Annotated in this window: 16 protein-coding genes and 3 tRNA genes; 15 read left to right on the forward strand and 4 right to left on the reverse strand. The window is 50.0% G+C overall.

Annotation, left to right across the window (positions count from 1 at the left end):
- A complete protein-coding gene (locus AC2UZI_RS05295) occupies window positions 1-2,301 on the reverse strand; it encodes an FUSC family protein (protein WP_486942771.1) in 2,301 nt (766 codons plus the stop codon).
- 450 nt (window positions 2,302-2,751) lie between these two features.
- On the opposite strand from AC2UZI_RS05295, the gene ilvB reads away from it, so the two are divergent.
- The 4 genes from ilvB to pssA all read left to right on the forward strand — a co-directional run bounded on the left by ilvB (window position 2,752) and on the right by pssA (window position 7,023).
- Entirely contained in the window at window positions 2,752-4,488 is a 1,737-nt protein-coding gene (gene ilvB, locus AC2UZI_RS05300) for a biosynthetic-type acetolactate synthase large subunit (protein ID WP_486942772.1), read from the forward strand.
- Window positions 4,485-4,976, forward strand: a complete 492-nt coding sequence (ilvN, locus tag AC2UZI_RS05305; protein ID WP_486942773.1) for an acetolactate synthase small subunit — start codon at window positions 4,485-4,487, stop codon at window positions 4,974-4,976. Before ilvB ends, ilvN begins: the two co-directional genes overlap by 4 nt.
- Before the next feature lie 123 nt (window positions 4,977-5,099).
- On the forward strand, window positions 5,100-6,116 hold the full coding sequence (gene ilvC / locus AC2UZI_RS05310; protein ID WP_486942774.1) for a ketol-acid reductoisomerase: 1,017 nt from the start codon (window positions 5,100-5,102) through the stop codon (window positions 6,114-6,116).
- Window positions 6,117-6,243: 127 nt separating this feature from the next.
- A complete protein-coding gene (gene pssA / locus AC2UZI_RS05315) occupies window positions 6,244-7,023 on the forward strand; it encodes a CDP-diacylglycerol--serine O-phosphatidyltransferase (RefSeq protein WP_486942775.1) in 780 nt (259 codons plus the stop codon).
- On the opposite strand, the gene AC2UZI_RS05320 is transcribed toward pssA, so the two are convergent.
- Window positions 7,020-7,532 (reverse strand): hypothetical protein, encoded by a 513-nt coding sequence (locus tag AC2UZI_RS05320; protein WP_486942776.1) that lies wholly within the window; start codon window positions 7,530-7,532, stop codon window positions 7,020-7,022. The two genes, pssA and AC2UZI_RS05320, sit on opposite strands and share 4 nt — an antisense overlap.
- 192 nt (window positions 7,533-7,724) lie before the next feature.
- Here AC2UZI_RS05320 and rpsO point away from each other — a divergent pair, with 192 nt between their 5' ends.
- Both rpsO and pnp read left to right on the forward strand, forming a co-directional pair.
- Window positions 7,725-7,991: a 30S ribosomal protein S15 gene (rpsO, locus tag AC2UZI_RS05325; RefSeq protein WP_486942777.1), complete on the forward strand. Its 267-nt coding sequence runs from the start codon at window positions 7,725-7,727 to the stop codon at window positions 7,989-7,991.
- A gap of 91 nt (window positions 7,992-8,082) precedes the next feature.
- Window positions 8,083-10,239 carry a polyribonucleotide nucleotidyltransferase gene (gene pnp / locus AC2UZI_RS05330; RefSeq protein ID WP_486942778.1) on the forward strand — a complete coding sequence of 719 codons (2,157 nt, stop codon included), beginning with the start codon at window positions 8,083-8,085 and terminating at the stop codon, window positions 10,237-10,239.
- Window positions 10,240-10,564: 325 nt separating this feature from the next.
- Here pnp and AC2UZI_RS05335 read toward each other — a convergent pair.
- Window positions 10,565-10,650, reverse strand: a tRNA-Leu gene (locus AC2UZI_RS05335).
- A gap of 17 nt (window positions 10,651-10,667) precedes the next feature.
- Window positions 10,668-10,757: transfer RNA gene (locus AC2UZI_RS05340), tRNA-Ser, on the reverse strand.
- A gap of 350 nt (window positions 10,758-11,107) precedes the next feature.
- Between AC2UZI_RS05340 and AC2UZI_RS05345 the strand changes: the two genes are divergently transcribed.
- The 9 genes from AC2UZI_RS05345 to AC2UZI_RS05385 all read left to right on the forward strand — a co-directional run bounded on the left by AC2UZI_RS05345 (window position 11,108) and on the right by AC2UZI_RS05385 (window position 17,904).
- Window positions 11,108-12,088 carry an NAD(P)H-quinone oxidoreductase gene (locus AC2UZI_RS05345; RefSeq protein WP_486942779.1) on the forward strand — a complete coding sequence of 327 codons (981 nt, stop codon included), beginning with the start codon at window positions 11,108-11,110 and terminating at the stop codon, window positions 12,086-12,088.
- 193 nt (window positions 12,089-12,281) lie between these two features.
- A complete protein-coding gene (gene tpiA, locus AC2UZI_RS05350) occupies window positions 12,282-13,031 on the forward strand; it encodes a triose-phosphate isomerase (protein ID WP_486942780.1) in 750 nt (249 codons plus the stop codon).
- A gap of 16 nt (window positions 13,032-13,047) precedes the next feature.
- Window positions 13,048-13,587 (forward strand): preprotein translocase subunit SecG, encoded by a 540-nt coding sequence (secG, locus tag AC2UZI_RS05355; RefSeq protein WP_486942781.1) that lies wholly within the window; start codon window positions 13,048-13,050, stop codon window positions 13,585-13,587.
- 325 nt (window positions 13,588-13,912) lie between these two features.
- Window positions 13,913-14,473, forward strand: coding sequence for an acyloxyacyl hydrolase (locus AC2UZI_RS05360; protein ID WP_486942782.1), 561 nt, complete (start codon window positions 13,913-13,915; stop codon window positions 14,471-14,473).
- A gap of 195 nt (window positions 14,474-14,668) precedes the next feature.
- Window positions 14,669-14,753, forward strand: a tRNA-Leu gene (locus AC2UZI_RS05365).
- A gap of 54 nt (window positions 14,754-14,807) precedes the next feature.
- On the forward strand, window positions 14,808-14,930 hold the full coding sequence (locus AC2UZI_RS05370; protein ID WP_486942783.1) for a hypothetical protein: 123 nt from the start codon (window positions 14,808-14,810) through the stop codon (window positions 14,928-14,930).
- 400 nt (window positions 14,931-15,330) lie between these two features.
- Window positions 15,331-16,506 (forward strand): porin, encoded by a 1,176-nt coding sequence (locus tag AC2UZI_RS05375; protein ID WP_486942784.1) that lies wholly within the window; start codon window positions 15,331-15,333, stop codon window positions 16,504-16,506.
- 403 nt (window positions 16,507-16,909) lie between these two features.
- A complete protein-coding gene (locus AC2UZI_RS05380; protein WP_486942785.1) occupies window positions 16,910-17,269 on the forward strand; it encodes an NADH-quinone oxidoreductase subunit A in 360 nt (119 codons plus the stop codon).
- A 158-nt stretch (window positions 17,270-17,427) separates the two neighbouring features.
- Complete coding sequence (locus AC2UZI_RS05385) at window positions 17,428-17,904, forward strand: NuoB/complex I 20 kDa subunit family protein (protein WP_486942786.1); 477 nt, start codon at window positions 17,428-17,430, stop codon at window positions 17,902-17,904.
- Window position 17,905: the final 1 nt, after the last annotated feature.

Genomic DNA, 17,905 nt, shown 5'->3' on the forward strand with positions numbered 1-17,905 from the left:
TCAAGCCGTTTTTTCTTCTAGCATGGCCGGAGTAAGCGGGCCGACGACAAAACTTAAGCCACGCATGTCCTGTTGAATAAGCTGTCCGGCCTTCATCATTTGTCGTAGCGGGTAGGCCAGCATGGCCAGTTCGCCCTCGGTCTCAAGGCTGCCCACGCGATCCACTCGTTCGCCGTCTAGTAGTGAAACCACAGCATTGGTTGCTTGTTCTATGCCCGGCGGTACATGGCTAAGCGATGCAAGTAGCGGTACCGCAGCCCCGGTTTGTGACGCCAGTACATGGTTTTGAATCATGAGGTTGTTCAGCAGTGCTACATTCTTTTGCTTGTTTGCTGGCTCATCCATCATTCGGTAAAACGCAGAAGCAAAGTTGTTAAAGGCGATATAGACTTTATTGCGCGCAAGTTGCCATTGCGTATCGGCCTCGCTAAGATCGCTTTCAAGTTGAAGACGGTCAGCCGAGCTTAAGGGCGATTGCAGCGCGTCTTCACGTTCGTCGGGAAGGGCATTGACCCGCTTATTGTCTTGATGTAATTGGCGGTGCAGTGCCGCATACTGCAACCCCGATACCAAAAACTGCCGGTTTGCATCGCGAGCTTCTTTAGCAAAGTCGTCCATCGAACTGGCTTCCCACTGAGGCAAAACGTAGCTACAAATCAAGGCGATGGCACACCCTAAAAAGGTGTCGAACAAACGTTCGCCAATCACAAAGTTATTGCCCAAGTATAAAAACTGAAACGACAGTAAGACGAATATGGTGCTAAATAAGCCCGATAGCATATAGTTGATCTGCACTAAGGCGTTGCCCAGCACATGAGCAATCAGCATGGCTAAAAAGTAGAGTTCGGGATTACTGCTCAGGCTAATAATAATGTAGCTAGCGCCACACCCCAGCGCCGTACCCATCAAACGCCAGGTATTTCGCTGGCGCGTTAAGGCAAAGCCCGGCTTAAGAATGACGACAATGGTCAGAATAATCCAATGACTGTGCGAGGTAAGAGCGGTAAGAATCTCGGTGTCGCCATGATAAAACGTGACCACCAACGCAGGTAGCGCAAGCGCAAGCAGTGACGCCACCGTAACGCGTACGGCATACCTAAAGCTTGACGAGCTGAGACGCAAGTTACTGGTCAGTAGGCCGAAACGAATTTCCTCACGCGATAAAAAACGACTTAATGATTTATCTAAATACTGTTCAATGGGAAGGTCGCTAGCACGAGATTCGGATTGGCTGGCCATGTTTTCAACAATTTGACGTGCGACACGCAAGCGTCTTACGACTTGAACCAGCAGGGCGTACACCTCAGGCTCGTCTTGTGCCATGCCTTTGCTTTTGTATCGATCTAACTCGTATTCCATGGCGCGCACTTGGGCTTTGACGCTAATGCGCTCTTCAGATTGACGGTAGCGCGAGAAATTCAAAGCGATACGTCCGACCTCAACCGAAAGATACTTCAAAGCGTCGTGAGCAAATTCCATGAAATCGCTAGCCGCTAGCTTATGCCGTAATGTGGTGTAGTCAGTATGCGTAGCCACCAGAATGTCTAACAACTTCACCATGTTGGTGTACAGGCTAAGCAGTTCCACCCGTTGACGGTCCCCCCTACCTTTACCTTGAGGGAGTTCACGCAACACCATATCGCGAGCGGCTTGATGAAGCTCGCTCATGCTCGATTGCGCACGGATGAGTTCTCGGTAGTTTTCGTCCAAATCGGTGTTGACGTTGTAGAAATTGGATCGCGCCGCCATGTATTCGGCGGTGGCAAATAACGCCATGGACAGCACACGTCGCTCTTCGCGTAGCCACAGCACACGTCTAAATAGGCTACTGAAGGTGAAATACGAGACGCCGCCGATAAAGGAATAAAGCGTATGCAACCAAACATCGCTGCTTTCCATCGAGCTACGTAAGGTTAGCGACATAAGCAGCAAGCAGGCGAAGCCCATCAAACTGCCGCGCTTACCGAACACATTGAGCATCGAAAAGCTAAAGCATAAAAGCGGAATAACTAGCCAGATAGCCCACGTAGAGCCCGAGGCAAAACCGGTTAAGCCCACCGTTAATGTGCCCAGTGCCACCCCGCCTAGCATTTCGTTGCTACGAAAGCGTCGGGGGCCGCCAGGCGAGTCGACGATGGCCACGCACATGGCACCCATCGCCGCAATAATACCGATGTAATACAGTTTGAATATTCCGCCCAGAATAATGACAGGCAGCAACACCCCCATCGACTGGCGTAAACCACCCAGTAGATAGTGACTGTGTATGAAGCGCTGTAGCGGAGGAATGGGGTTAACCATAAAACCATATTCTGTGCATGGGTTACTCAGTATATAGGGGATGAGCGCTACGTATATAGGGAAAGGGCACTACCTTGCCCCCAATGATTTGTACTTTTCCAACAAACAGAGTTGCTTGACTTTGCCCGATAGGTTAGAGTACGGGCTGCCCGATCTCATCCGATTGGGCAGTAGGGCTCTTTTAAGCGGGTTTATCGACCCGTGTTGTTGCGCCTCTCTTTTGTCGCCGCTGGCCGCGCCACAAGCGTGTGTTGCCAGGGCTTCCGTTTCAAGCTATCGCGTAATGTTACGCAAGTGCTATGTTTCGAAGAGCTCAGGTCAATCAGTAGTGTGTCTGGGTGGCGTGGCCCCGTGGGCCATAAAGCGCCAGATCATGTTGCTGGCTTTGGTTCAGGCTCCGGTTTAAATACCAGTCGAGATAATAGCGCAAAGACTGAAAGGAATTTCATCATGGAACTCAATGGCGCAGATATCGTCGTGCGCACCTTGGCCGACGAAGGCGTAGAACACGTCTTTGGTTATCCGGGCGGTGCCGTACTCTACATCTACGACGCAATATTTAAGCAAGACAAATTTCGTCACGTTCTGGTTCGTCACGAGCAAGCAGCCGTGCACGCAGCCGATGCGTACTCACGTTCATCCAATAAAGTTGGGGTTGCGCTGGTAACCAGTGGCCCAGGGCTAACAAATGCCGTTACCGGTATTGCTACGGCCTACACCGACTCTATTCCGCTCGTGATCATTAGTGGACAAGTTTCTAGCCAAGCGATTGGCGAAGATGCTTTCCAAGAATGTGACTCCGTTGGTATTACGCGCCCATGCGTAAAGCATAATTTCTTAGTGCGCGATGTACGCGAACTAGCCGATACCATACGTAAAGCATTTTATATCGCTAATACCGGCCGTCCAGGTCCCGTATTGGTTGATATTCCTAAAGATATTACCGTAGCCACTGCTCGTTACCAGCCTAAACGGGGCGAGGTAAAAATGCGTTCTTATCAGCCTGTCGTAAAAGGCCACCAAGGACAAATTAAAAAAGCAGTGCAATTGCTGGCCGGCGCTCAGCGCCCCATGATCTACGTAGGCGGCGGTGCCATCTTAGGCAACGCTTGCGACGAGGTTAAGCAACTGGTTGAAGCCAGCGGTGCTCCGTGTACCACCACACTGATGGCCTTGGGTGCATACCCTGGAAGCAGCGATCAGTACGTGGGAATGCCCGGCATGCATGGTACGTACGAGGCCAACATGGCCATGCAACACTGTGACGTTTTGGTCGCAGTGGGTGCGCGTTTCGATGACCGAGTAATCGGTAATCCGCGCAACTTCATGCAAGTACCGCGCAAAATCATTCATATAGATATTGACCCTTCGTCAATCTCCAAGCGCGTCAAAGTTGATGTGCCCATCGTAGGGTGCGTTAAAGACGTCTTGGGTGAATTCAACGATTTTTACGCCCAATCTCGTCCAGACACTGAAAAAAGTAAGCTGGCGTTGGCGCAATGGTGGCAGCAAATTAACGAGTGGCGCGCTAAAGACTCCTTGGGCTACAAAGGCTCAGATCAGGTCATTAAGCCGCAATCCGTTGTTGAGGCCCTGTGGGAAGTCACCGGTGGTGACGCCTTTGTGACATCAGACGTAGGCCAGCACCAAATGTGGGCGGCTCAGTACTACCGCTTTAACCAGCCTCGTCGCTGGATTAACTCCGGTGGTTTGGGCACCATGGGCGTAGGCTTGCCCTATGCGATGGGTGTGCAAATGGCAAACCCTGATTCACAGGTGGCCGTTATCACGGGTGAAGCATCCATTCAGATGAACATCCAAGAGCTCTCCACCTGCTTGCAATATCGTTTAAGCCCTAAAGTATTGTGTTTAAACAACCGCTATCTGGGTATGGTTCGTCAGTGGCAAGAAATCGATTACGGTTCGCGCTACTCCGAGTCTTACGTCGATGCCTTACCCGATTTTGTGAAGCTGGTTGAAAGCTACGGTCACGTAGGTTTGCATATCGACAAACCGGCTGACGTCGTACCTGCCATCAAAGAGGCATTCACTAAACACAAAGACCGTTTGGTGTTTATGGACTTCATCACCGATCAAACCGAGAACGTGTGGCCGATGGTGAAAGCCGGAAAAGGCTTAACAGAAATGTTGCTTAGCGCAGACGACCTTAAAGGAGAGAAATTATGAAACGCGTAATTTCCGTTCTTCTTGAAAACGAACCGGGTGCGCTATCACGTGTGGTGGGTTTGTTTTCTGCACGTGGCTATAACATCGAAACCTTAACCGTAGCTCCCACCGAAGACGAAACCTTGTCACGCATGACAATCGTCACTGTGGGTCAAGACGATGTTATCGAGCAAATTACTAAGCACTTAAACCGTTTAATTGATGTGGTTAAAGTGGTGGATCTTTCCGAAGGTCCACACGTCGAGCGCGAACTGATGCTGATTAAAGTGCGCGCAGTCGGTAAAGAGCGTGAAGAAATCAAGCGTATGGCTGATATTTTCCGTGGCAGCATTATCGACGTCACCGATAAAACCTACACCATCGAGTTAACCGGTGTGCAGGAAAAAATTGCGGCATTTATTCAAGCACTAGATTCCACCGCTATCCTAGAAACCGTTCGTACGGGCGTTTCGGGTATTAGCCGTGGCGAGCGAGTGCTGAAGCTATAAAGGTTTTCGGCGTCTGGGCGTTTTTACGCGCTCAGGCGTCGACATAACAACGATTGTTCCTGCATTGTTGCAGGTAAAAAAGATAACGCTAATTAAGCGGAATAAAATTTTGGAGTGGTTTTCATGAAAGTTTTTTACGACAAAGACTGCGACCTTTCTTTAATCAAAGGTAAAACAGTTGCGATTATTGGTTACGGTTCACAAGGTCACGCACACGCGCTTAACCTGCACGAGTCAGGCGTTAATGTGGTTGTTGGTTTGCGTAAAGGCGGTGCATCCTGGAGCAAAGCTGAAGGCGCTGGCTTAAAAGTGCAAGAAGTGGCTGATGCCGTTAAATCAGCGGATGTCGTAATGGTCTTGTTGCCAGACGAAAGTATCGCTGAAGTTTACCGCTCACAAATTGCCGATAACATCAAAGCAGGTGCTGCCTTAGCGTTTGCACACGGCTTTAACATTCACTACGGCCAAGTGGTTCCACGCGAAGACATCGACGTAATCATGGTTGCTCCTAAAGCGCCTGGTCACACAGTACGTGGTACTTACACAGAAGGCGGTGGTGTTCCACACCTTATCGCTGTGCATCAAGACAAGTCGGGTGCCGCTCGCGACCTCGCGTTGTCATACGCTAGTGCTAACGGTGGTGGCCGTGCTGGTATTATTGAAACCAACTTCCGCGAAGAAACCGAAACTGACTTATTCGGCGAACAAGCTGTATTGTGCGGTGGTGCGGTTGAGCTCATCAAAGCCGGTTTTGACACATTGGTTGAGGCGGGTTACGCGCCTGAAATGGCTTACTTCGAGTGCTTGCACGAGTTGAAGCTTATCGTAGACCTTATCTACGAAGGCGGTATTGCCAACATGAACTACTCCATCTCTAACAACGCTGAGTTCGGCGAGTACGAGACAGGTCCAAAAATCGTTACCGACGAAACACGCGAAGCCATGCGCAAGTGTTTGGCCGACATCCAAAACGGTGTTTACGCTAAAAACTTCATTCTTGAGCATGCTGCAGGTGCCCCAACATTGACAGCGCGTCGTCGTATCAATGCTGACTCACAAATCGAGCAGGTTGGTGAGCAACTTCGTGCAATGATGCCTTGGATTGCAGCGAACAAATTGGTAGATAAAAGCAAAAACTAAATTTATTTAGTTTGGCTAAACCCTGTTTTAGGTCGTATTCTTCGGCCCGAAACAGGGTTTTTTTATATCGAGGGCTAACGCAATCGGTTATGCTTAATCTTTATTGTCTTTGTATTTAGTTCGGACTATGCCCATTAAAACCCCGGAAGAAAAACGCCGTCGCAGTATTTATTTACTGCCCAATGCGTTCACCACAGCTAATTTGTTTGCGGGCTTTTATGCCGTGGTTCAAGCCATGAATGGCCGTTTCGAGGTTGCTGCCATTGCCATCTTTCTGGCTTTGGTGTTCGACGGTATGGATGGTCGCGTCGCGCGTCTTACCAACACGCAGTCCGCTTTCGGCGAACAGTACGACTCTATGGCCGATCTCACCTCGTTTGGGGTAGCGCCAGCGCTGGTGATGTACGTCTGGGCACTGCAAAGTTTAGGGCGGTGGGGGTGGCTAGCGGCGTTTATCTTTGTAGCCGGTGCGGCGTTACGGTTGGCTCGTTTCAACACCAACATTGCCGTGGTTGATAAACGGTTTTTTCAAGGCTTGCCCAGCCCAGCCGCAGCCGCGTTGATCGCGGGTTTTGTTTGGCTGGCAGTTGATAACAAGCTACGTGTATCCGGAGAGCCCCTTGCATGGTGTGCCTTTGCGCTAACGGTATACGCCGGCATCGCCATGGTAACCAACGCCCCGTTTTATAGTGGAAAAAGCTTTGCGATGGGCAAAAGTGTCCCGTTTTGGGTCATGCTGCTATTAGTGCTGCTTTTTGTGTTCGTGTCGTCTGACCCACCCATTGTGCTGTTCTCGATGTTTATTCTTTACGGCTTGTCGGGGTGGGTGGTCATGGCGTGGCGCTGGCGGCGTGCCCGTCAGCTGCTTCAGCAGCGACGAGCAAGCGAAGGCGATAAACCGCTTTAATTTAAGAAGGGGAACATCCCATCACGTAGTTCGATGGGATCGGGCCCCGAGTGGTAATGCACAACTTCATTGTTGTCGTTGAAGTAAATGGTCAGCATTCCATTAAATGCACCGCCTTGGCGGTACCGATACGACCACGTGTTCATGGGCACCCCACGCAGCGGCACAATCTCTCGGTCGGCTGGCGGGCCAAACCAACACTGCACGCGCTCAGGTGGCCAGTAACCGTCGTTTAAACGGGTGAACTCGGCGTCTGAAAGCATTTGGCGCATGGCTATCACCGTTTCATTGTCATCCAGCTCGGCTGTCCACGCGTATTGACCCATGGGTTGCGTGGTCCATGTCGCTAAACGTTGGCCGTCATCAACGCACTGGGTATGTGGCGAGCCGAACGACTGTATCACTTGCGCTAATGGCGTTCCAGGGGTGACATCGCTCATACTTGAGCACGAAGCCAGAAGGCCTATTGCACTAAGCATGGCGGTGATTTTCAGTAGAGGAGTACGCATTAGTCTCTCCGAGTCCACAAAAGTAATAGGGATAGCGCTATTTTGACGTATAAATACGTTAAAGGTGTAATCTCTTTGCTTTATCCCGACGATTATCGTTATAATTTACGGGATTTGCTGAATGGTCAGCGAAGGTTTCTTTTGCACGTCAAGGCTCCTCGGCCTTGTCGCATGTTTTAGAGGATATTTATTATGTCTACAGAAGTAAAAAAAGCCGATCTCGTATCGACATACCAACGTAAAGAAGGCGACACCGGTTCGCCCGAAGTACAAGTTGCACTATTAACTGCACGTATTACTCATTTAACCGAGCATTTCAAAACTCACGTTAAAGACCATCACTCACGTCGTGGCTTGCTACGTATGGTTAGCCGTCGTCGTAAACTACTCGATTACTTAAAAGATCGTAAGCCCGATGCCTATCGCGATTTGATCGAAAAGCTCGGTCTACGTAAGTGATATATCGGGGCACGCCCCGCGCGAAATAACCGTGCCTGCTGCGAACTACGTGTCGTAGCAGGCACGGTTTTTTATTGTAAGGAACTGACTAATGTTCAATAAAGTTACTAAAAAATTCCAGTATGGCGAGCACGAGGTTGTGCTTGAGACTGGCGAGATTGCTCGTCAAGCCTCTGGCTCTGTATTGGTTTCTGTCGAAGACACTGTTATTTTAGCTACCGTTGTTGGGGCCAAAAAAGCAAAATCTGGCCAAGATTTCTTCCCGCTAACCGTTGATTACGTTGAAAAAACCTATGCGGCAGGTCGCATTCCTGGTGGTTTCTTCAAGCGTGAAGGTAAGCCGTCCGATCGCGAGACATTAACGTCACGTTTAATCGACCGTCCATTGCGTCCTTTATTTCCTGAAGGCTTCTACAACGAAGTTCAGGTCATTATTCACACGCTATCCGTAAACCCTGAAATCGATCCCATTATCCCTGCGTTAATTGGTGCATCGGCAGCGTTGTCCATCTCAGGTATCCCTTTTGATGGACCAGTGGGCGCGGCACGTGTGGGTTACGTAAACGGCGAGTATGTACTTAACCCTAGCAGCACAGCCATGGCTGAAGAGTCTAAATTAGACCTCGTTGTTGCGGGTACCGAAGCGGCTGTGTTGATGGTCGAGTCCGACGCTCAGCAACTATCTGAAGATGTCATGCTAGGCGCCATTGCTTTTGGTCACCAGCAAATGCAGGCTGCCATCAACGCCATCCACGAACTCGTGGAAGAAGCCGGCAAGCCCGAGTGGGATTGGCAGCCAGCACCCGCTAACGAAGCGCTTATCGCCGCTGTTAGCGAAGCTGGCTTAGAGGGCCTGAAAGCCGCCTACCAAACTCGCGAGAAGCAAGCCCGTACGCAAAAGTTAAACGACGTTAGCGCGAGCGTTAAAGCGGCTTTGGCAGAACAAGCCGAAAGCAAAGGCGAAGCTGCGCCTGATAGCGTCGAAGTCGACTCTATCTTGTTCGACTTAGAAAGCAACATCGTACGTAGCCAAATTCTAAACGGCGAGCCACGTATCGACGGCCGCGATACACGCACTGTGCGTCCTATCGAGATCCGCTTAGGCGTTTTACCTCGCGCTCACGGTAGTGCGTTGTTCACACGTGGTGAAACACAAGCGTTGGTGGTTGCCACCTTGGGTACACGTCAAGACGAGCAAATTCTTGACTCCGTCATGGGCGAGTCACGTGACCGCTTCATGCTGCACTACAACTTCCCACCTTTTGCTACTGGCGAAACAGGTCGTTTTGGTGCGCCGCGTCGTCGTGAAATTGGTCATGGTCGCTTGGCTAAACGTGCGTTAACACACCTATTGCCAGAGCCAGAAGATTTCCAATACTCATTGCGCATCGTGTCCGAAGTGACTGAGTCCAACGGCTCATCATCCATGGCTACCGTTTGCGGTGGTTCATTAGCGTTGATGGATGCTGGTGTGCCAGTTGCTGATCACGTAGCGGGTGTAGCGATGGGCTTAATTAAAGATGGCGGCAAGTTTGCAGTGCTAACCGACATCTTGGGGGACGAGGATCACCTTGGCGACATGGACTTCAAAGTGGCAGGTACCGAAAACGGTATTACCGCTTTGCAAATGGACATCAAAATCCAAGGTATTACCACCGAAATTATGCAGGTCGCGTTGGCGCAAGCTCGCGAGGGTCGTTTGCACATCCTAAATCGCATGGAAACGGCGCTAGAGGGTTCACGTAGCGAGCTTTCCGCTTTTGCGCCCCGTATGATTTCAGTGAAAATCAACCCCGAGAAAATTCGTGATGTAATTGGTAAAGGTGGAGCAACCATCCGTGCCCTAACTGAAGAAACCGGTACGCAAATTGATATCGGCGACGACGGTACCATCACGATCTCCAGCGCTGATTTGGAAAAAGCTCACGAAGCCGAGCGTCGTATTAAAGAGCTAACCGCTGACGTCGAAGTTGGGCAAGAGTACGAAGGTCCTGTGCTACGTCTGTTAGATTTCGGTGCTATTGTTCAAGTGTTGCCAGGCCGTGATGGCTTGTTGCACATCTCTGAAATCGCTAACTACCGCATCGCTAACATTAACGACATCCTAAAAGTGGGTCAGTTAGTGAAGTTTAAAGTGATCGAAGCTGATGACAAAGGTCGTCTGCGTTTGTCCATTAAGGCAATCGGGGGCATTGAAGCCCAAGGTGGCCCTCAGGATCCAAATGCGGCGCCTGCCACTGAAGAGTAAGTAGCACAATGCAAAGGCTGTGCAGGTGACATAAAACCCGCACAGCACGCGCTGTGAATGCCATAGGTTGCAAAGCAGGGTGTAATCAACGATTGCACTTTGTCCATGCCTCTTATGGCATTTTTGCGTTTGGCAGCGTATGCGAGTTAATTGAGTGAGGGGTTGGTTTAAAGGTAGGGCAGGCTGCTGAGGTGGGTTGCGTGTGCAAAGCGATGAAAGCGGTGCGGACGTAGCAAGTGTGCAAACCTAACAGGCACAAAAAAAGCCCCTTGCGGAGCTTTTATGTTTGCAGCGTAGCATTGAAATCAAACGAACCATCTAATGATGGTGCACCCACCCGGAATCGAACCGGGACGACCAGTGGTCGAGAGATTTTAAGTCTCTTGCGTCTACCTATTCCGCCATGGGTGCGGACTTCAATATGCTATTGGCGGAAGCGGTGAGATTCGAACTCACGGATGAGTTACCCCATCGCTGGTTTTCAAGACCAGTCCATTCAACCACTCTGGCACGCTTCCTTTGGCTAGATACATGACCAGCTAAGGCATGCGTACTACTAAAGCCATTCTTTGATGGTTATTAAGTGGCGCGTACTCGTTATAAAGTAAGCACTTTTTAATTAACTACCAAAGGGCAAAATTATACCCGTGTTTTTTGTTTTTGTCACATCTTGTTTTTGTTTTGTGTAAAACAAGGAAGTGATTAACCGGAACGACGCGAATACGTCGTTGCGAACAGGGCGTGTACTCTGCATATCAAGCGCGCTATTATGGACTAAATTTAATGGTGTGTCATGCCCACCCGCTTTTTGGCGCGGTGTAAGGGCTAAACACAACGTCCGACGATCTTGAGTTAGGAGTAGGCATTCATGAAAGTGGTGGAAATTTCCCAGCATGGCGGGCCCGAGGTTTTAAAAATAGCAGAGCGCCCGAAGCCCGAGCTTCAAACGGGGCAGGTGCTTATAAAAGTTCATGCTGCAGGGGTCAATCGCCCTGATGTGTTGCAACGCACAGGTGTTTATCCACCGCCTCCCGATGCTTCCGACTTACCGGGCCTAGAAATAGCGGGCGAGATTGTAGAAGGTGAAGTAGACGGAACAGGGTTTAGTATTGGCGATAAGGTGTGCGCGTTGGTTGCCGGTGGTGGGTACGCACAATATTGCGCGGTAGATGTCGGTCATTGCTTGCCAATTCCTAAGGGCATGAGCTACATCGAAGCGGCCGGCTTGCCAGAGACCTACTTTACGGTGTGGAGCAATGTGTACGATCGAGCACAGCTGAAGCCCGGCGAATCCTTTTTGGTGCACGGTGGGGCAAGCGGCATCGGCACCACGGCGATTCAACTGGCAGTGGCTCGAGGCCATAAGGTCTTTGCTACCGCCGGTAGTGACGAGCGCGTAGCGGCTGTCGAAGCCTTAGGGGCGGTAGGAATTAATTACCGAACTCAGGAATTCGAGAAAGTCATTAAAGAGGCCACCAATCGTAAAGGGGTGGACGTCATTCTAGACATGGTGGCGGGTGACTACATTAACCGTGATATTCGTTGTTTAGCAGATGACGGTCGCATAGTTATTATTGCGTTGTTGGGCGGAGCGAAAGGGCAAGTTGATTTTGCCCACATATTAACGCGCCGCTTGGTGATTACAGGATCCACCTTGCGTCCGCGTCATAGCGAGTTTAAAACGGACATTGCGGCCAATTTAAAAGCTGAAGTTTGGCCATTGCTTGAGTCGGGGGTGCTAAAGCCATTGGTGTACGCCAGCTTCCCCTTGGAAGAGGTGCAAAAGGCGCATGCCATGATGGATGCGGGCGAACAGGTAGGCAAAATCATTCTTGAAGTTAGCCACTAAGTAGCCAATGGGGCATGCAGCGCTTGACGGCGGTATCTAAGCGCTGCTCCCTTGAAGCCAATGTGGGAAATAATTCACGAGTTATTAGGTGCAAATCGCTGCATCGCGCTACAATAGCCGGTTGACTGGTTTAATAGCGCAGTATTGCCTTGGTTTTTTGGGGTGGCTGCGGCAATGTTTATTCCCGAGGGCAATGACAAAACACGAAGCTCGTAAACGCCTTGTAATAGGCAATTGGAAAATGAATGCGTCGCTGCAAGCTAACGCATCATTATTGAATTCCCTACTTAGCACGGCGCCTACACCCGCTTCGACGCAGCTTGCGGTTTGTGTGCCATTCCCTTATTTAGCGCAAGTGCAAAGTCAGCTTGATGGTTCCCACATTCAGTGGGGGGCTCAAGACATCAGTACGCAATCACAGGGTGCATACACCGGAGAAGTCTCCGCTTCCATGCTTCATGATTTTGGTTGTCGGTTTGTGTTGGTCGGGCACTCCGAGCGTCGTTCGGGCCATGCTGAATCTAACGCTGATGTAGCACTGAAAGCAGCGCAAGCACTGGGCGCGGGTATAACACCCGTGTTTTGCGTGGGTGAAAGCGAAGCGCAGCACGAGGCGGGGGAAACGCAAGATGTGGTATTGGCGCAACTTCAGCCTTTGCTCGACTTGGGTGCCATAAACGTAGCAAAAACCGTCATTGCCTACGAGCCCGTTTGGGCCATAGGTACCGGTAAAAGCGCAACACCCGAGCAAGCCCAAGCGGTGCATGCTTACCTACGCAGTCTTCTGCAACAGGCTGGTGTGGCGCAAGTCCAAATATTATATGGTGGCAGTGTCAATGCCACTAACGCCGCGCAGCTCTTTGCTATGCCCGATATTGATGGGGCGTTGGTGGGTGGTGCGGCGTTAAATGCCGACGAATTTTTACGTATTGCGGCCGTGTAGGCCTCGGAGTCATTAAATGTTAACGCTGTCATCCATGTTGCAAGCGGTTCAGGTTATTTCCTCGCTTGCCATTATCGCTTTGGTTTTGCTGCAACAAGGTAAAGGGGCCGACATGGGCTCTGCTTTTGGTGGTGGCTCTGCAGGTAGTATGTTCGGTTCAGCCGGTGCGGCCAACTTTTTGTCGCGCATGACCAAATGGGCTGCCGTCATTTTCTTTGTTTCTACCGGTGCTTTGGCTTGGGTGGCGTTTAAGCCTGCCACGCCGGATGCGGGTGGTGTCATGCAGGGCTTCGAATCAGTCGTGCCGGGTAGTGCAGCGCCTGCGCCCGCTATTCCTCAGTCGCCCGACGTCAGCGTTCCTAACGTTCCTTCTACTACCGATAGCGTTCCACAGGCTCCTGCGGTTGTTCCTGAAACTTCTGAGGTGCCGCAATCAAGTCCAAGTGCCGAGGGTGCGGATCAGCCTGAAGAAGCGTCATCTACCGAAGCGCCAACCGCTGAAGATACCGTGCCAACAACCGATGCACCTGCTGATAACATAGCGCCTGCTAACTAAGTGGTGGCTCGTTCTGTTTTGGGTGAGCGTAGTCCCCACTGCTGTGCGGGGGCAGGGTATAAGTAGCTCTGCATTGACGCAATAACAAGAAGCCGATCTCATCAGAGTATCGGCTTTTTTGTTAAGGCGTGAGCTTGGGGTGGTGTCTTTAAGGCTGTGTTGTCTCATTTGATTACGCGCTGTTTCATTGCTATAAAGCCAGCGTGCTGTAGTGCGGTAAAAACTACACAATAGGTTGTGAGCTTAGGCATAATGCGTTGACGCGGGTATCAATGAGGCCATTGGCGTCATTGGCACAAACAATAACGAATAAAGGCGATAAATAATGAGCGTGACGAAACAAGCTGGAAGTGCATTCGTTCTAAAAGGTGTGCGTAAAGCGCTGTTGGTGTTGGGTTGTGGTGTGGCGCTAGCTGCGCCACTGGCTCATGCTGACGGTTTGCAGGGTTTTAGTATGCGTATGGGGTTGGGGGACGACTATAAGCGCATTGGTGCGGCCTGGAATAGCCCGACCTTGTGGTCCACGACTCTTTTTAATCGCAAGCTTGATCTTGATGCCGAGGTAGGGCTGGCCTATTGGCATGCTAACAGTAGCTCGTCCGCGTCCAGCGTTTGGCAAATTACAGCCACCCCCATGTTGAGGTATTGGTTTACCGATCGTTGGTTTGCCGAGGCAGGTATAGGGCCGTCGGTTTTCTTCTCGGTTAAGTTCGCCGATCGCGACATCGGCTCTAACTTTCAATTTGCCGATCAAATTGGGGTGGGGCTACGCTTAAGCGACAAGCAACGCTTAAGTTTGCGCTATTCACACTATTCAAACGCTGGGGTAAAAAAACCAAACCCGGGGCTTGATCTTATACAGCTTAATTACACCTACTTGTTTTAATGTGTGATGTAGTAAGTGATGTAAATGTGCGGTTAAACGCTTAGGCTTGCTTGAGCAATATCGAGCGAGTTGTGGTGTGAATGCTGTGCTTTTATTTGTTTTTCATCCAAAGCGGTAGTCATTCACTTGCCAAGTTTGTTTTCCATGTTAGAATACCGCTCTTACTTGCTTTTGTGGTTGTTTAATAAAGGCACTGCCGACGTGGTGGAATTGGTAGACACGCTATCTTGAGGGGGTAGTGGCGAAAGCTATGCGAGTTCGATTCTCGCCGTCGGCACCAAGTTAAATTAGCGTTTATCGCTGCACAGAAAACCGAGCATTGCTCGGTTTTTTTGTGTCCGCGATCTTTGTGCCTTTAATTTTTGTGTTGTTGTTGTTGTTGTTGTTGTTGTTGTTGTTGTTGTTGTTGTTGTTGTTGTTGTTGTTGTTGTTCTCGGGGCGGATTGGGGTCAGGTGACGTCAAACTGGCTTAGATCGACTGCTTTTGGCTTATCACGAGCCAGAGATTGTTTTGAGGGTTAAAATCAACGCCTCTGGTTGGGCGTATAAAAGCCCTTAAAATTCAGCTAATTAAGTCTATTTCCTAAGAGTTAGCTTGAACGGAATTTAATACTTTTTAACGCTGTTCTTCTAATGCGGGTAAACCCTAGGTTTGTGGTGTGGTTTTAACGGTTTTGTGGCGAATAGGCTACAAAAACAGGCTTATCTGGGTGATAAAGCACACAAACAATGGTCAACCCGCTGGAAGTTTGATGCAATAGCTCCAACTTCCCATTGCGGAGTTAGAAGGAGCAGTAGCACACACTAGGTTGTTGGGCTGCTCTGATTTACTCAAAAAATCCACGGAGATTTCTTACATGAAAAAGACTCTGCTAGCTGCTGCTCTGATGGTCGGTTTCGCCGGCGTTGCTCAGGCAGACACATCAGTAACACTTTACGGTATCCTTGACGGCGGTATTGGTTACAACAAAATCAAAGGCTCGGCTGTTGCTGGCGTAGACGCTGATGGTGATCGCGTTCTTAATCCATATGCAGCGAACGGTCGCCAAGGTTTCGATCAAAAGCGTACAGGTCTGATTAATGGTATCCAATCCGGTAACCGTTGGGGCCTAAAAGGTTCTGAAGATTTGGGTAACGGTCTGCGCGCTGTGTTCCAACTCGAAAGCGGCTTTAACTTGGGTACAGGTAACTCGGCTCAGGGTGGTCGTTTGTTCGGTCGTCAAGCTACATTGGGTCTAGCTAGCGATAGCTGGGGTCAGTTAGACTTTGGTCGTCAAACTAACATCGCTTCCAAGTACTTCGGCTCTATCGATCCGTTTGCTACAGCTTTTGACCAAGCGAACATCGGTGGCGTAATTTCCGCAGCTAACACCGCGCGTTACGACAACATGGTCATGTACCAAACACCTAACTTCTCTGGTTTCCAGTTTGGCGTTGGTTACTCCTTTAACGTAAACGGTGATCAAGAGTGGCGTGTAGCTGGTGAGCCTGACGAAAACATGAAAGCCTGGACGACAGGTCTTCGTTACGCTAACGGCCCAATCAATGTTGCTTTGACATACGATCAGTTTAAAGATCCTAGCGCTGTAAACACTGGTGATGACGTGACAGCGAAAAGCTGGAACTTGGGTGGTACTTACGACTTTGAAGTTGTAAAACTGCACTTGGCCGGTGGTCAAACACGTGACGGTATGTTCCAAACACAAAGCTACGCAGGCGAATCTTTCTTGCCTAGCTACCGTGGTCTAGAAGGTCTACGTATTAACTCCTACATGGCTGGCCTAAGTGCACCTGTAGGCGCTGGTAACGTAATGTTCTCATGGACTATGGCTGATTTGGACGAAGCTCCTAATGGTGCGGCTTGGAGAACAGGTACAGAGTTCAAAGATCAGCACACATTTAGCTTGGGTTACACACACCCATTGTCCAAGCGCACTAACGTATACGCTATTGGTTCATACGCCAAAAACGTACACTTCGCGCCTGATGCAAAAGCTACTTTGATCGGTGTAGGTCTGCGTCACCAGTTCTAATTGTGCGCGTAGGCAACTACGCACATAGGGTCTGATTATTTAGGCCGCTAGAACTTGCAAGCTTGCTTGCATTAAAAGCCACTCTTCGGAGTGGCTTTTTTGCGTTGGCGGGTTTTGTTGTGGACGCTGGAAAAGGTCTTGCTTGTATTGCAGGGGTGCTTGTATTACTGTGGTGTATAGGGATGGCAGATGCGTTTGTTACCAAAAGTGCTAAGCTTACATTGTCATGTCATATCGTTGTAATATCGACACACCTCTGGCAAAAGCCTTATGCACCAAGGCTTCTACGGCTTAGGCCTGTATTCAACTGCACTTTCTGTGCTGCCCTCAGGGTTATCCCCTTAAACTCCACTCTCAAAATGCTACAATCCTAGAGTTTATTTACTGCGATTGGGTGCTTTGCATGAACCTGCAACATTACTTTCCCGTGCTGCTATTTATCTTAGTGGCTACAGGCATTGGTTTGGCGCTGCTAACGGCAGGCCGTATCTTGGGGCCTAACCGTCCTTACGACGAAAAATTGTCGCCTTACGAGTGTGGGTTTGAGGCATTTGACGACTCTCGCATGAAGGTCGACATCCGTTACTACCTTATTGCTATTTTGTTCATTATGTTCGATTTGGAAATCGCGTTTCTGTTTCCATGGGCAATAGCGAACGGCACGGTAGGGCTAGTCGGTTTTTGGTCTGTCATGGTGTTTCTGGCGATACTTACCGTTGGCTTCATCTACGAATGGAAAAAAGGCGCTCTCGACTGGGAGTAAGCCCGTTAACTCTGTTGCGCTGTGGTGGTATGCGTAGTCACACCAGCTATCAGCGCTAAAAAATCTCTGCCCCCGGAAGACCTCCAGTAGCAGACCTGACAGTAAAAGGTGCTAAACACAGTTTTGGGGTGTGTAGCGCTTGGGTAAAGGCAAATAAAATGGCTATCGACGGCATTCTTAAAGAAGGTTTTATCACCACCAGCGCAGACAAGGTTCTGAACTGGGCTAAGACAGGTTCCATGTGGCCTATGACATTCGGTTTGGCTTGCTGTGCAGTCGAGATGATGCACGCCGGCGCCGCCCGTTATGACTTAGACCAATTTGGTATTATCTTTCGCCCCAGTCCGCGCCAGTCCGATCTCATGATCGTCGCCGGCACGCTGTGCAACAAAATGGGTCCCGCCCTACGTAAGGTCTACGACCAGATGGCCGAGCCCCGCTGGGTGGTCTCTATGGGCTCCTGTGCCAACGGTGGTGGGTACTACCACTACTCGTATTCTGTGGTTCGGGGTTGCGATCGTATTGTTCCTGTTGATGTGTATGTGCCGGGTTGTCCACCCACGGCAGAAGCCCTAATTTATGGCCTTTTGCAGTTGCAAAACAAAATTCGTTTAACTAACACCATTGCGCGTTAAG

This window comes from Paenalcaligenes sp. DL 463 (genome assembly GCF_057475185.1).

Bases quoted from the DNA above. Each gene is read 5' to 3' on its own strand.
- AC2UZI_RS05345 (WP_486942779.1), top strand. From the start codon at position 11,108: ATGAAAGTGGTGGAAATTTCCCAGCATGGCGGGCCCGAGGTTTTAAAA.
- rpsO (WP_486942777.1), top strand. From the start codon at position 7,725: ATGTCTACAGAAGTAAAAAAAGCCGATCTCGTATCGACATACCAACGT.
- secG (WP_486942781.1), top strand. From the start codon at position 13,048: ATGTTAACGCTGTCATCCATGTTGCAAGCGGTTCAGGTTATTTCCTCG.
- AC2UZI_RS05360 (WP_486942782.1), top strand. From the start codon at position 13,913: ATGAGCGTGACGAAACAAGCTGGAAGTGCATTCGTTCTAAAAGGTGTG.
- AC2UZI_RS05295 (WP_486942771.1), bottom strand. From the start codon at position 2,301: ATGGTTAACCCCATTCCTCCGCTACAGCGCTTCATACACAGTCACTAT.
- pnp (WP_486942778.1), top strand. From the start codon at position 8,083: ATGTTCAATAAAGTTACTAAAAAATTCCAGTATGGCGAGCACGAGGTT.
- ilvC (WP_486942774.1), top strand. From the start codon at position 5,100: ATGAAAGTTTTTTACGACAAAGACTGCGACCTTTCTTTAATCAAAGGT.
- pssA (WP_486942775.1), top strand. From the start codon at position 6,244: ATGCCCATTAAAACCCCGGAAGAAAAACGCCGTCGCAGTATTTATTTA.
- AC2UZI_RS05385 (WP_486942786.1), top strand. From the start codon at position 17,428: ATGGCTATCGACGGCATTCTTAAAGAAGGTTTTATCACCACCAGCGCA.
- tpiA (WP_486942780.1), top strand. From the start codon at position 12,282: ATGACAAAACACGAAGCTCGTAAACGCCTTGTAATAGGCAATTGGAAA.
- AC2UZI_RS05380 (WP_486942785.1), top strand. From the start codon at position 16,910: ATGAACCTGCAACATTACTTTCCCGTGCTGCTATTTATCTTAGTGGCT.
- ilvB (WP_486942772.1), top strand. From the start codon at position 2,752: ATGGAACTCAATGGCGCAGATATCGTCGTGCGCACCTTGGCCGACGAA.
- ilvN (WP_486942773.1), top strand. From the start codon at position 4,485: ATGAAACGCGTAATTTCCGTTCTTCTTGAAAACGAACCGGGTGCGCTA.
- AC2UZI_RS05375 (WP_486942784.1), top strand. From the start codon at position 15,331: ATGAAAAAGACTCTGCTAGCTGCTGCTCTGATGGTCGGTTTCGCCGGC.
- AC2UZI_RS05320 (WP_486942776.1), bottom strand. From the start codon at position 7,532: ATGCGTACTCCTCTACTGAAAATCACCGCCATGCTTAGTGCAATAGGC.